Source organism: Pseudomonas sp. Pseusp16 (genome assembly GCF_047324915.1).
Classification (GTDB): Bacteria; Pseudomonadota; Gammaproteobacteria; order Pseudomonadales; family Pseudomonadaceae; genus Aquipseudomonas; species Aquipseudomonas fluorescens_CD.
In genome coordinates this window covers 3272684-3285061 of record NZ_CP168522.1, presented here as the reverse complement: position 1 = coordinate 3285061, position 12378 = coordinate 3272684, and the positions used below count along the sequence as shown (strand labels likewise).

Sequence of the window (12378 nt, the reverse complement as noted above, 5' to 3'; positions counted from 1 at the left end):
TTCTGGAATCAGTCTGCGTCGGAACAAGATGAAAGAAGCTTCATCAGCCGAATTGTGAAATGCGTTTAAACACCTGAACTTATCAAGTGTTTCCGGCTCTCATGCCGGTAGCCATTGGTCGTGGCGGCCTGATAAGCTCGCGGCTTTACTCGATTGCCCTTTAGGCGCATGAACAAGGAAATAGCATGAAACAGCATCGGTTGGCGGCGGCGGTGGCCCTGGTTAGCCTGGTACTCGCGGGTTGTGATTCGCAGACCAGCGTAGAGCTGAAAACCCCGGCGCAAAAAGCTTCCTACGGAATTGGCCTGAACATGGGCAAGAGCCTGGCTCAGGAAGGCATGGACGATCTCGATTCCAAAGCTGTAGCCCAGGGCATCGAAGACGCCGTCGGCAAGAAAGAGCAGAAGCTCAAGGACGAAGAACTGGTTGAGGCGTTCGCCGCACTGCAAAAGCGTGCCGAAGAGCGCATGGCCAAGATGAGCGAAGAGTCGGCCGCTGCCGGCAAGAAATTCCTCGAGGAAAACGGCAAGAAAGCCGGTGTGACCACCACGGCTTCGGGCCTGCAGTATGAAGTCGTGCAGAAAGCCGATGGCCCTCAGCCAAAGCCGACTGACGTAGTGACCGTTCACTACACCGGCAAATTGACCAACGGCACCGTATTCGACAGCTCCGTCGAGCGCGGCAGCCCGATCGATCTGCCGGTCAGCGGTGTGATCCCGGGTTGGGTCGAAGGCCTGCAACTGATGCACGTTGGCGAGAAGTACAAACTGTACATCCCGGCTGACCTGGCTTACGGCGCTCAAAGCCCAAGCCCGGCGATTCCAGCCAATTCGGTGCTGGTATTCGACCTGGAACTGCTGGCCATCAAGGACCCGGCAAAAGAAGACGCCGAAGCCAAGTAACCAGCGTCTGCTTCGATAACAACGCCTCGCTCATGCGGGGCGTTGTTGCATCTGGCGCCCGGCAGGGGTAAACAAAACGAACAGACGCTCTAGACCGGAGTCTCACGCATAGTAGTGTTGCCGGTAGACGCACAACGCCGCCAAGTCAATGAAATTATGGGTTTTTTTTGATGAGTAAAAAACGCCCGATCTGAACGCAAGCCTTGTAAAGCGGGGCTTTCAGCGGTGAAAAGCAGCTCTGTTCACAAGGTTATCCACAATTTGTGTGGATAACATTTCAACGGGAGAAATCATGAAAGCACCCTGGAATTTCGCTCGTTTCCTGCCACTGGCCGGGCGCCTGCTGGCACGCGGTCGATTGCCGACCCTGTTGTTCGCGGTCGCCAGCAAAGGCGCGAGCCAGGGCAACCGACTGGGCAAGCTCAAGGACGACTTGAAGCTGTTGCAGGCACTCTGCCTGGCCTACTGGCGCGGGGAATATCGCGCCATCAGCCCCAAGGCGCTGATTTCGGTCGTCGCGGGCCTGATGTACTTCCTCAGCCCGGTGGATGCGATCCCGGATTTCATTCCGGTATTCGGCATGTTCGATGACATTGCGGTATTGGCGTGGCTGATGAAAGTGCTCGACGACGAACTCAATGCCTTCCGCACCTGGCGCAAACGGCAGGCGCCGGAAAAGCTCGCGGTGGTTGAGCGTCTGCCTGACACCCCCGAGCAGCTTCAACTTCAAGGCCCGAAAAAACACTGAGCCGATTGCGACCTGTTCATAGATTGATGCCCCCCGCGACCTTGGCCGCTGTTAGGATTACACTTCTAAGGAAAAGTGCCGACTCGCTAAGTGTTTTTGTCCTACGGGGTAGTCATGGATATTCAGATAATTACACGCGAAGGCGAGCCCGAATATGCGGTTCTGCCATGGGCTCAGTATCAGGCGTTACTGAAAGCAGCAGGCATCAAAGAGCAAGCGTCGCCTGAAGCCGTGAAGCTTCAGGCGGCAACACCAGACCCGATTCTTCCGGGTCTGGATCAACTACGCAGTTTGCGCGAAGGAAAGGGCATCGCCATCGAGGCGCTGGCCCGCACGGTAGGCATCAGCCCGTCTTACCTGGCCATGATCGAAAGTGGCGAGCGTCTGCCCGACGCCGCGATTCGCCGCAGCCTGGCCTGGGAATTGACGGTGCCAGGGTGGAGGGAAGAATCGTGAGCGTACGTATCAGTCGTCAACACTGGGACGGATTGCTGGGCGAACTGGATCAGGCGCGTCGCCAGCGCCATCTGTTGACGTATCGGGCATTGCTGGAGCGTTTGCAGCTGCCGACCCCGGCCATGCAGACCCTGACTGCGGCCCTTGAGCATCTGGCGGCCCTGGACGCGAAGGCGGAGCAACCATTGCGCAGTTCACTGGTGATCAGTCAGGGCGCCAGCCGTTTGCCACGTACCGGGTTCTTTGAGTGTGTCGAGCGCCTCGGGCGTTTTTCCGGGCCGTCGGACGGCGTTGCCGCTGCGTCCTGGCACGCTTCGGAAGTGGTGCGGGTGTTCGAGTACGAATACCCGGAATCGGCCGAGGCCTGAGTGTTTTTACAACTCAAGGCACGAGCCGGTTACTGGCTCGCGCGCCGATTGTTTCACTGGTCATGGTTTGTCCGCCAGCCACGAGGCTGGCGCTGGCTCGAAGGCCAGTTCGCCCGCATGGCCAACCTGGGCAATGTCGGCGCCCAGAGCTTCTATGGGCACATCCTGACGTTTCGCGGCGTCGGCCTCGGTGCTCGTGAGGAGGGCGTGCGTTTGTTGCGCCTGGCGGCATTGGCGGGCGATGGCAAGGCGGCGTATCAAGTGGGTGTGATCAGCCTGGCCGGGACAGCGAGCAAGGCGCCGGACCCGGCTGAAGCGGCGCGGTTCTGGGGGATGGCTGCCAAGGCTGGGCATCCGTTGGCCGAGATCAAGCTCAAAGAGTTGGCGTCTCGCGGTCCTTTGGATAATTAGTGGCTGGTCTGGTGCCTTCGCGAGCCTGCTCGCGAAAGCCTCAGTTCAATCACCGCTGCCCCACGAACAACTCCCCATCCGACATCCGCTGCGCCAGACTGTCAATCACATGCACGCTATACCCCTGCACATTCTTCGCATGGTGCTTGGCCTGCGAAGCCATCTCCGCCAACTGGCTCGCATCGAGTTGTGCACAGGCCTGTGGATGCAGATGCACCACCCCTATCGACAGCGACAACAGCGCAAACTCCTGCCGCACGCCCTGGCGATTCGGTGCGATGAAGCAGCCGGCTTCCAGGTGCTCGCTGCGGTAGAAGCGCCGGCACTGGCTCTGGAAGTCGTCGAGCAACTGGTTCAAACGTTTTCGCCAGTCTTCCGGGCCGAGCACCAGCAGGAAATCGTCACCGCCGATGTGGCCGACAAAATCGCGGGACGGGTCGACGCGGTCGATCAGGCATTGCGCCAGGCACAGCAGGACTTCGTCACCGCGGCCATAGCCGTAGATGTCGTTGAAGGGTTTGAAGCTATCGATGTCCACGTAGCAGATCACCGATTCCCGTTGCTGTTGCAGCAGCCGCGTCAGGCATTGCTGGATCGGTACGTTGCCCGGTAGCAAGGTCAGCGGGTTGGCGTAGCGGGCCTGTTGGATCTTCAGTTCGGTGATCAGTTTGAGCACGTCTATTACGCGGCCCAGCCCGAGATAGCCACCATTGAGGGTGATGATGAAATCCTCTTCGATACGCTGGCGGGCACGGCTGGTGATCAGGCGGCTGACTTGTTGCAACGACTGGCTCAGCTCGACGGCGAGGAAGTCATCGCTCATCAGGCGGCTGATGGGCTTGCGGGCGAACAGGTCGGTGGCAAAGGGCTTGAGCAGGACGTCGGAGAGCGAATGACGATGGACAATGCCGCAGGGCTGACCCTGTTCATCCAAGACGGCCAGCGAGTTCAGGTTGGCCTGGCGGCGAAAGGCTTCGAGCACCGTGGCGGTCGGGGTGTCCCGGTCCATTGCGGGTTGCTCGTTGAGCAGGGCGCTGAGGTCGCTGCCGTCTTCGCTCAGGACCACGGCGGTGCTGTCCTGTCGGGGCATCAATGCCCGGGCATCCCGCGGCGGGTGTTCCTGGGGGCGGCAGAGCAGGTAGCCCTGCACCAGGTCCACGCCCATTTCGGTCAGCACCGTGAGCTCTTCGGGTAGCTCGATACCTTCGGCGATGACTTGCGCCCGCGAGGCCTTGGCGATTTGCAGGATCGAGCCGACGAATTCGCGCTTGAGCGCATCCTGATGAATGCCATCGATGAAATGCCGGTCGATTTTCACGTAGTCCGGCCGTAGCTCGGACCACAGCCGCAAACTCGAATAGCCCGCGCCCAGATCATCCAGCGCAATCGAAAAGCCCATCGCCCGATAGTGATGCAGGGCGGTTTGCAGCAACTGGAAATCATCCGCCGGCGTCTGTTCCGTGAGCTCGATGACCACCTGACTCGGCGGAATGCCGAAGTCCTGCAGCAATTGCAGGGTACGCCCCGGTTGATGCGCCGCTTCGAGCAGGGATTCCGGAGAGACGTTAAGGAACAACAGGCCAGGCAGTTGTTGTTCATTGAAGCGTCGGCAAGCGTTTTCGCGGCAGGTGATTTCCAGCTCGCTCAGACGTCCGGCCTGGCGGGCGACGGCGAACAGGGCGACAGGGGAGTGCAGAGGGCTGTTGGAGGGGCCGCGACTGAGGGCTTCGTAACCGAGAATGCGCCGTTCAGAGAGGCTGATGATCGGCTGGAACAGGCTGTGCAAACCGCTTTGAGTCAGGATCGAGCTCAATGCACTCAGCTGTTCGGTTGTGGTCATGGCGATCTCTGGCGATAAAAAAAGGACCGGGCGTGCCCTTGGTAAAAAGTGCACGCCCGGTCCTTTATTTCACGACAGAATGATGACTGTTTAATGACGCTCCGGGGAGCGTCAGCATTAAATTGCCATCATTGTTTGTAAAAACTCAGTGCTTGGCCACTGCCGTATTGAGTTTCAGGTAATCCAGCAGAATCCGCCCGGTTTCGCTCAGGTAGGCATCGTCTTCCGGTTTGGTCTTGGCATCCTCGGCCGCAATGGCGTCCTCGTCTTCTTTCTTCAGCTCTTTGAGCGGTTCTTCGCCCTTGGCCTTGCGACGGATGTTTTCCATGGTCAGCTGTTTGGCTTCGATGTCGGCGTGCTGGGCGCGCCGCTCGGCTTCATTGAGGCTGACGGTTTTTTCGGTCATCAGTTTCTGCGCCAGGGCCAGCTTGTCGCGGATGAACACGAACTCCGCATCCTTGGCAGTGCGCACGTCATGCTCAGACTTGAGCTGCGAAATGTACGGCTTGAACGGATCCACGGCAGGCTTGATCGCAGCCTTGATGGTGTCCCACGGCATGGCTTCCGGCAGGGCGCTTTCACCGATTTCCTTGGTGTCGATGATCGACGGGTAATCGATGTCCGGCAAGACGCCCTGATGCTGGGTGCTCTGCCCGGAAACCCGGTAGAACTTGGCCAGGGTCAGTTTCAGTTCGCCATGGTTGAGCGGCTGAATGGTCTGCACGGTGCCTTTGCCGAAGGTCTGGCCGCCGATGATCAGTGCGCGGTGGTAGTCCTGCATGGCACCGGCAAAAATCTCCGAAGCCGAGGCGGACAGGCGGTTGACCAGCAACGCCATCGGGCCTTTGTAGAACGCACCCGGGTTTTCATCTTCCAGGACATCGACGCGGCCATCGGCGTTGCGCACGAGCACGGTTGGGCCTTTGTCGATGAACAGGCTGGTCAGCTCGGTGGCCTCTTGCAAGGAACCGCCGCCGTTGTTACGCAGGTCGATGACCACGCCGTCGACTTTGTCTTTCTGCAACTCGGTCAGCAGTTTCTTGACGTCGCGGGTGGTGCTCTTGTAATCCGGGTCGCCGGCACGGAAGGCCTTGAAGTCCAGATAGAACGCCGGGATTTCGATGATGCCGAGCTTGTAGTCCTTGCCGTCCTGTTTCAGGTTCAGCACCGATTTCTTCACGGCCTGGTCTTCGAGCTTCACCGCTTCACGGGTGATCGGCACGATCTTGCTGGTCTGGTCGTTCGGCGCATTGCTGGCCGGGATGACTTCCAGGCGCACCACGGTGCCCTTCGGACCGCGAATCAGCTTGACTACTTCGTCCAGACGCCAGCCCACCACGTCGACCATTTCCTTGTTGCCCTGGGCCACGCCGATGATCTTGTCGGCCGGTGCAACCTGCTTGGTCTTGTCCGCCGGACCTGCCGGCACCAGGCGCACGACTTTCACCTGGTCGTTATCGCTCTGCAACACGGCGCCGATGCCCTCCAGGGACAGGCTCATGTTGATGTCGAAGTTCTCCGCGTTATCCGGCGACAGATAGTTCGTGTGCGGGTCGTAGGACATGGCGAAGGTGTTGATGTACGCCTGGAAGATATCTTCCGCGCGGGTCTGGTCCAGGCGTGCCAACTGGTTCTTGTAGCGCTTGGTCAGGGTTTCCTGGATCTGCTTGGGCTCTTTGCCGGCGATCTTCATCCGCAGTACTTCATCCTTGACGCGTTTGCGCCACAGGTCGTCGAGTTCTGCGGTGGATTTGAGCCAAGGGGCGTCCTTGCGGTCGATCAGCAAGGTTTCCTTGGTGGTGAAGTCTATCTTGTCGACGCCTTTGTCCAGCTCGGCAAGGGCGAAGTCCAGACGCGCCTTTACGCGGTCCAGGTAGCGCTTGTAGATGGTGAACCCGGCGTTCAGGTCGCCGCTCTTGAGGAAGTCGTCGAACTGGGTCTTCCACTTGTCGAATTCGGCAATGTCGCTGGCCATGAAGTAGCTGCGCGACGGATCCAGCAGCTTGAGGTAGCTGTCGTAGATGATCACCGAGCGTGCGTCATCGAGTGGCGGCTTGCTGTAGTGGTGGCGCTTGAGCAACTCCACGACGTTCAGACTGGCGATCACTTCGTCACGATCGGGTTGAAGCTTGTCCCAGCTATTGGCTGCGAATGTATTGCTCGACATCGGCAGCAAGCCGATACCGATGAACAAGGCGAGGGCAGTGCTGGGGAACAGATGCTTCATGCTGATTCGACGCGGGGACAATTGATAACGCATATTAGGCCGTCTTTGAAGTCGCCGGTTCTCTGGGAGCCGGTCGCATAATGCAAAAAGCCCGGCGCTACAGCTTCGGGCTCAGTCCAGACTCACTATGGAGGCACTGTGAAAGCATTGCAAGGCGTTGACGGTCAAGTGGTATGGGTTGATGAGCCCAGTCCTGCGTGCGATGTAGGACAAGTTCGTATTCGAGTGGCGGCATCGGGCCTCAATCGCGCCGATTTGTTGCAGAAGGCCGGCCTTTATCCGCCACCGCCAGGGGCCAGCCAGGTGCTCGGTCTAGAGTGCTCCGGCGTGATCAGCGAGGTCGGCGCCGGGTCTTCCTGGCAGGTGGGCGATCGGGTTTGCGCCTTGCTGGCCGGGGGCGGGATGGCCGAAGAGGTGGTTGTCGACGGGCGGCATGTATTGCCGGTTCCCGACGGAATGTCACTGGTCGAAGCGGCGGCATTGCCCGAAGTCTATGCAACAGTCTGGCTGAATCTGTTTCAACTGGCGACGCTCAAGCCGGGTCAGAAAGTTCTTCTGCATGCCGGGGCAAGTGGAATTGGTTCAGCGGCCATTCAGCTGTGCAAGGCCTTCGGTAACCCGTGTTGGGTCAGCGTCGGCTCCACCGAGCGACTGGCGTATTGCGAAGCGCTCGGCGCCCAGGGCGGCGTGGTGCGTAACGATGATCTGGAGAGCCTGCGGGACCTGGGGCCGTTCGACGTGATTCTCGACCCGGTGGGCGGTAATTATGCGGCGTTGAACCTCAAGCTGCTCGCGCAGGATGGCCGTTGGGTTTTGATCGGTTTGATGGGCGGGCGCGAGGCCAAACTGGATCTGGCCCAGGTGCTGGCCAAGCGCGTGCAGTTGCTGGGTTCGACGTTGCGCAGCCGTGATGATCAATTCAAGGCCGATCTGTTCCGCGACCTGAGCCTGCATGTGTGGCCGTTGTTTGCCGAGGGGCGCTTGAGCCCGCAACTGGCCAGGGCCTTCCCGATCAAGGAAGCCGAGGCGGCGTTTGCCGAATTGGCGAGTAATACCGTGGCGGGGAAGGTGGTGCTGGTGATTGACGAAAGCCTCACCTGATATCTGTTGTAGGAGCGAGCTTGCTCGCGATGAACTTGAAGGCGACGCTGGTTATCAGGTAGCACGCGTTATCGTTCACGACCATCGCGAGCGAGCTCGCTCCTACAGGGTTATCTGTTATTTCCAGTCATGAATCGGCCAGCCGGCTTTTTCGGCCTGCTCGCGCAGCACCGGATCCGGGTTGACCACGTGGGGGAAATCCACCTTCAGCAATAGCGGCAGGTCGTTGCGCGAGTCGGAATAGAAACTCGCGCCTTCGAGGTTTTCCTCTTCCGCATCCAGCCATTCCAGCAAGCGGGTGATCTTGCCTTCGCGGTAGGTCAGGGTGCCGACGGTGTTGCCGGTATAAGCACCGTGTGCCACTTCCAGCTCAATGCCGAGAATCTCGTCGATGCCCAGGCGCTCGGCAATCGGCTTGACCAGATGTACCCCCGAGGCCGAGATCACCAGGATGCGGTCGCCGGCCTTGCGATGGGCGGCGATGGCTTTGGTGGCGTCGCTGAAGATGATCGGTTCGATGAAGTCTTCCACCCAGGGGCCGACCAGATGCTCGACTTCTTCGGGCGTGCGGCCGATCAAGGGTTCCAGGCTGAAAGCCATGTAGTCCTCCATCGCCAGGTGGCCCCGGCCGTAGGCATCCATCAACTCCCTGTCACGACGCAGGAAGGATTCGCTGTCGACCCAGCCGAGGCGGACCATTTGCTCGCTCCACAGTGAGGCGCAGTCGCCGTGGATCAGGGTTTCGTCCAGATCAAAAATTGCCAGGGCCATCAGTGCAGTTCTCTCTTCAGGATAAGCAAAGGCATCAGGCTACCTCACACAGGGCCGTCGGATCGATGGAAAGTGCCAGGCGCTGACCATCGGGGTGCAGATCGGAGGCCGAACGGTTGAGCACATCCACCACCAACTCCACGCCCCGGGCTTCGATCCGGTAGCGAATCACGTTGCCCAGCAGGCTGTGGCTGCGTACCTGTGCGTCCAGTTCGCCATTGAGGCTCAGTTCGATGGCTTCCGGGCGAATCGCAATCCGATGATTGACCGGGCGCTGCAGCAGTTTCGTCGCGCTGTCGGCGTCCAGCAGGTTGTAGTTGCCGATAAAACCGGCGGCGAACACATCCACCGGAGCGGTATAGAGGGTTTCGGCGTCGCCGCTTTGTACGATTTTTCCCTGATTCATCAGGAAAATCCGGTCAGACATGGTCAGGGCTTCTTCCTGATCGTGTGTGACGAATATCGTGGTCAGGCCCAGTTCGCGCTGGATCTGACGGATCTGTTCGCGCAGGTGCTTGCGGATACGCGCATCGAGGGCCGACAGCGGTTCGTCCAGCAACAACAGCCGTGGTCGGGTCACCAGTGAGCGGGCGAGGGCGACACGCTGGCATTGGCCGCCGGACAACTGATGCGGATAGCGGGCGGCAAAATCATTTAGCTCCACCAGTCTCAGCACTTCGGCGACGCGCTTCTGGCTATCGTCGGCGTTGACCTTCTGCATGCGCAAACCGAAGGCGACGTTCTGCTCGACAGTCATGTTGGGGAACAGCGCATAACTCTGGAACACCATGCCGATCCCGCGCTTCTGCGGGCTTAACGGCACGATATCGACACCATCGAGCAGGATCTTGCCGCCATCCACCGAGGTCAGGCCGGCGATGCAACGCAGCAGCGTGGATTTGCCGCAACCGGACGGGCCGAGCAAGGTGACGAACTCGCCCTTTTGAATTTCGCAATTGATGTCGCTGAACACTGTGGTGCCCGCGTAATTCTTTTGCAGATGTTGGACGCTGACATAGCTCATTCGCTTTTGTCCTTGTTCAAGATATTGGCCGCCCAGGTCAGAACCAGCACGAAAAAGAAGTAGGAAATCACCAGCGCACTGGTGAAGTGGCCGCTGCTGTTGCGCATGTTGTTGAGATAGACCTGCAAGGTTTCGTAACGGGTGCCGACGAGGATGTTGGCGAACACGAACTCACCGAACAGGAACGAGAACGACAGCAGTAACGCCACCATCAGGCCCTTGCGCAGGTTCGGCAGCACCACCAGGAGCGCCGCCTGAAAAGTGCTGGCGCCGAGCAGTTGGGCGGCGTCCATCAGGTCGCGCAGGTTGATCGCCTGCAGGTTGTTGGTGATCGCCCGATACATGAACGGCAGCGCCACGGTGAAGTAGCAACCGATCAGGATCCACGGCGTGCCGACCATGGCGAACGGCCCGGAACCGTAGAGCTGCAACAGCCCCACCGACGACACCACCGGCGGCACGGCGAAGGGCAGCAGGATCAGGATATTCATCAGCGCATCGAGTTTCGGGAAGTGGTAATGCACCACGAACAGCAACGGCAGAATCAGCACCACCGAAAGAATCAATGAACCAACGCAAACCAGCAGCGATTGCCCGAACGCTTGCAGGAAGCGCGGATCGCTCCACAGATGCACGTACCATTTGATGCTGAAACCGCTGGGCAGGATGGTGGCCGACCAACTGCTGGAAATCGAATAGATAAAGGTGCCGAGCAGAGGCAACAACAGAATGGCGAACAGCAGGTAGACCACTACCCGGTGGTAGATACCGATGGGGCCCAATTCAGCGCGAGTCATGGTAGCTCCTCTTCAACAGCAGCTGATGCACGATGGTCACCAGGGTCATCAAGGCCACCAGCACCACGGCCAGGGCGCTGGCCAGGTTCGGGTCCAGGGAAATGTCACCGGACACCATCGCCGCGATGCGGATTGGCATCACGTTGAAGTTGCCGGTGGTCAGGGCGTACACCGTGGCGTAGGCGCCGAGGGCATTGGCCAACAGGATCACGAAGGTGCCAAGCAGTGCCGGGGTCAGCACCGGCAGGCCGATGTGGCGCCAAAACTGCCAGCCGTTCGCGCCGAGCAGCGCGGCGGACTCGCGCCAGTCTTCGCGCAAGGCGTCGAAGGCCGGGTAGAGCAGCAGCACGCCAAGGGGAATCTGGAAGTAGGTGTAGAGAATGATCACCCCGGTTTTCGAATACAGGTTGAAGTCCTGAATGATGCCGGCCTGTTTGAGCATGATGGTGAAGGTGCCGTTGAAACCCAGCAGGATGATGAACGCAAAAGCCAGGGGCACGCCGGCGAAGTTGCTGGTCATGTTGGCGAAGGCGTTGACGAAATTGCGCAGTCTCGAGTCGACCCGGCGCAAGGAGTAGGCCCCGAGCACGGCGATGATGATTCCGAATACGCTGGACCAGAAACTGATCTCGAGGCTGTACTGGATCGCCTGCATATAGAACTTCGAATTGAATATCCTGGTGAAGTTGGCCAGGCCCCAACCGAACTCTTCCGATTCCAGGCTATTGATCATCACCCACACCAGCGGGGCGATTTCGAACATGATGAAGAACAGGGCGAAGGGCACCAGGCACAAGGCAGCCAGCCATTTGCCGCGCGTCATGGAGGTCACTTGAGCAGCTCCCGGCACACGGGTTTGTCGTGGGGCACGCCCAGCAGTTCGCACACGGTGCCGCAGATTTCGGTCTGTTTTGGCGTGGCTTTGGCGTTGAAACTGAACGCATCGCCGAGCACGAACAGCGGTACTTCGCGCTCTTCGGGCAGCAGGCCGTTATGGGAGCGGTCGTTGTTCATGCCGTGGTCGGCGGTGACCAGCACCTGATAACCGGCATCGAGCCAGCCTTGCAGGTAGTCGGCCAGGATGATGTCGGCCGAGCGGGCGCTGTTGCGGTACTGCGGGGTGTCGAGGCCGTGCTTGTGCCCGGCGTCGTCGATGTTCATCGGGTGGATCAACAGAAAGTTCGGCGAATGGCGCTGGCGCAGGCTTTCGGCGTCGGCGAACAGGTGCGAGTCGGGGTAGTGGTCGTTCCAGTAGAAATGCCCGTGCTGGATCGGCAGTTCCGGGTCGTCGGTGTGGCGATCCCGGGCCGCCACGAAGGGCGAACGGTTGTACAGCTCGCTGACCCAGTGATAAGCCGCCGCGGCAGTCACAAGGCCGGCGTCGGTGGCGTAGTGATAGATGCTGCGCTGGTTGGACAGGCGCGAGACGTTGTTGTGGACGATGCCGCTGTCGATGGGCGCAACGCCCGTCAGGATGCATTCGTACAGCGGGCGGGACAGGGCGGGCAACTCGCACTCCAGTTTATAGAGTGCGGCGCGTCCGGCGCCGACGTAAGCCTGCAGGTGCCCCATGGCGTGGCGGGCGACTTCGTAGTTGAGGCCGTCGAGCACGACAAGGATGACGTTGTGTTTCATAGGGGCAAAAACTCCGTGAAACAGGAATTCGGAAATTTCGGACTTCACTCGGTCCACTGTGGGAGCGGGCTTGCTCGCGAATGCGGTCGATCATTCAA

Annotated in this window: 13 protein-coding genes; 6 read left to right on the top strand and 7 right to left on the bottom strand. The window is 59.7% G+C overall.

Annotated elements, in window-relative coordinates:
- Positions 1-185: 185 nt before the first annotated feature.
- The 5 genes from ACEN8Q_RS14875 to ACEN8Q_RS14855 all read left to right on the top strand — a co-directional run bounded on the left by ACEN8Q_RS14875 (position 186) and on the right by ACEN8Q_RS14855 (position 2885).
- Entirely contained in the window at positions 186-902 is a 717-nt protein-coding gene (locus tag ACEN8Q_RS14875) for an FKBP-type peptidyl-prolyl cis-trans isomerase (RefSeq protein ID WP_413428342.1), read from the top strand.
- 292 nt (positions 903-1194) lie between these two features.
- On the top strand, positions 1195-1650 hold the full coding sequence (locus ACEN8Q_RS14870; protein ID WP_085716907.1) for a YkvA family protein: 456 nt from the start codon (positions 1195-1197) through the stop codon (positions 1648-1650).
- Positions 1651-1764: 114 nt separating this feature from the next.
- A complete protein-coding gene (locus tag ACEN8Q_RS14865; protein ID WP_413428341.1) occupies positions 1765-2106 on the top strand; it encodes a helix-turn-helix domain-containing protein in 342 nt (113 codons plus the stop codon).
- A complete protein-coding gene (locus ACEN8Q_RS14860) occupies positions 2103-2474 on the top strand; it encodes a hypothetical protein (RefSeq protein ID WP_003223109.1) in 372 nt (123 codons plus the stop codon). The genes ACEN8Q_RS14865 and ACEN8Q_RS14860 overlap by 4 nt, the downstream gene beginning before the upstream one ends.
- On the top strand, positions 2475-2885 hold the full coding sequence (locus ACEN8Q_RS14855; protein WP_413428340.1) for a sel1 repeat family protein: 411 nt from the start codon (positions 2475-2477) through the stop codon (positions 2883-2885).
- 49 nt (positions 2886-2934) lie between these two features.
- On the opposite strand, the gene ACEN8Q_RS14850 is transcribed toward ACEN8Q_RS14855, so the two are convergent.
- Together ACEN8Q_RS14850 and ACEN8Q_RS14845 are read right to left on the bottom strand one after the other, a co-directional pair.
- Positions 2935-4725, bottom strand: coding sequence for a bifunctional diguanylate cyclase/phosphodiesterase (locus tag ACEN8Q_RS14850; RefSeq protein WP_413428339.1), 1791 nt, complete (start codon positions 4723-4725; stop codon positions 2935-2937).
- Between the two features lie 145 nt (positions 4726-4870).
- A complete protein-coding gene (locus ACEN8Q_RS14845; protein WP_413428346.1) occupies positions 4871-6952 on the bottom strand; it encodes a carboxy terminal-processing peptidase in 2082 nt (693 codons plus the stop codon).
- Between the two features lie 138 nt (positions 6953-7090).
- Here ACEN8Q_RS14845 and ACEN8Q_RS14840 point away from each other — a divergent pair, with 138 nt between their 5' ends.
- Positions 7091-8053 carry a zinc-binding dehydrogenase gene (locus ACEN8Q_RS14840; protein WP_413705409.1) on the top strand — a complete coding sequence of 321 codons (963 nt, stop codon included), beginning with the start codon at positions 7091-7093 and terminating at the stop codon, positions 8051-8053.
- A gap of 117 nt (positions 8054-8170) precedes the next feature.
- Here the strand turns inward: ACEN8Q_RS14840 and ACEN8Q_RS14835 are convergent, their stop codons facing one another.
- The 5 genes from ACEN8Q_RS14835 to ACEN8Q_RS14815 are packed head-to-tail and all read right to left on the bottom strand — an operon-like array spanning position 8171 to position 12280.
- Positions 8171-8824: an HAD family hydrolase gene (locus ACEN8Q_RS14835; protein ID WP_413705408.1), complete on the bottom strand. Its 654-nt coding sequence runs from the start codon at positions 8822-8824 to the stop codon at positions 8171-8173.
- 34 nt (positions 8825-8858) lie between these two features.
- Positions 8859-9848, bottom strand: a complete 990-nt coding sequence (locus tag ACEN8Q_RS14830; RefSeq protein ID WP_413705407.1) for an ABC transporter ATP-binding protein — start codon at positions 9846-9848, stop codon at positions 8859-8861.
- Positions 9845-10645, bottom strand: a complete 801-nt coding sequence (locus ACEN8Q_RS14825) for an ABC transporter permease (protein WP_413428335.1) — start codon at positions 10643-10645, stop codon at positions 9845-9847. The genes ACEN8Q_RS14830 and ACEN8Q_RS14825 overlap by 4 nt, the downstream gene beginning before the upstream one ends.
- A complete protein-coding gene (locus tag ACEN8Q_RS14820) occupies positions 10632-11468 on the bottom strand; it encodes an ABC transporter permease (protein WP_413705502.1) in 837 nt (278 codons plus the stop codon). Before ACEN8Q_RS14820 ends, ACEN8Q_RS14825 begins: the two co-directional genes overlap by 14 nt.
- A 5-nt stretch (positions 11469-11473) precedes the next feature.
- Positions 11474-12280: an alkaline phosphatase family protein gene (locus ACEN8Q_RS14815; RefSeq protein WP_413705406.1), complete on the bottom strand. Its 807-nt coding sequence runs from the start codon at positions 12278-12280 to the stop codon at positions 11474-11476.
- Between the last annotated feature and the right edge of the window lie 98 nt (positions 12281-12378).

What these genes read in the sequence shown, in the direction of transcription:
- ACEN8Q_RS14815 (WP_413705406.1), bottom strand. Translation starts at nt 12,280, where the DNA reads ATGAAACACAACGTCATCCTTGTCGTGCTCGACGGCCTCAACTACGAA.
- ACEN8Q_RS14825 (WP_413428335.1), bottom strand. Translation starts at nt 10,645, where the DNA reads ATGACTCGCGCTGAATTGGGCCCCATCGGTATCTACCACCGGGTAGTG.
- ACEN8Q_RS14835 (WP_413705408.1), bottom strand. Translation starts at nt 8,824, where the DNA reads ATGGCCCTGGCAATTTTTGATCTGGACGAAACCCTGATCCACGGCGAC.
- ACEN8Q_RS14845 (WP_413428346.1), bottom strand. Translation starts at nt 6,952, where the DNA reads ATGAAGCATCTGTTCCCCAGCACTGCCCTCGCCTTGTTCATCGGTATC.
- ACEN8Q_RS14865 (WP_413428341.1), top strand. Translation starts at nt 1,765, where the DNA reads ATGGATATTCAGATAATTACACGCGAAGGCGAGCCCGAATATGCGGTT.
- ACEN8Q_RS14875 (WP_413428342.1), top strand. Translation starts at nt 186, where the DNA reads ATGAAACAGCATCGGTTGGCGGCGGCGGTGGCCCTGGTTAGCCTGGTA.
- ACEN8Q_RS14830 (WP_413705407.1), bottom strand. Translation starts at nt 9,848, where the DNA reads ATGAGCTATGTCAGCGTCCAACATCTGCAAAAGAATTACGCGGGCACC.
- ACEN8Q_RS14820 (WP_413705502.1), bottom strand. Translation starts at nt 11,468, where the DNA reads ATGACGCGCGGCAAATGGCTGGCTGCCTTGTGCCTGGTGCCCTTCGCC.
- ACEN8Q_RS14870 (WP_085716907.1), top strand. Translation starts at nt 1,195, where the DNA reads ATGAAAGCACCCTGGAATTTCGCTCGTTTCCTGCCACTGGCCGGGCGC.
- ACEN8Q_RS14850 (WP_413428339.1), bottom strand. Translation starts at nt 4,725, where the DNA reads ATGACCACAACCGAACAGCTGAGTGCATTGAGCTCGATCCTGACTCAA.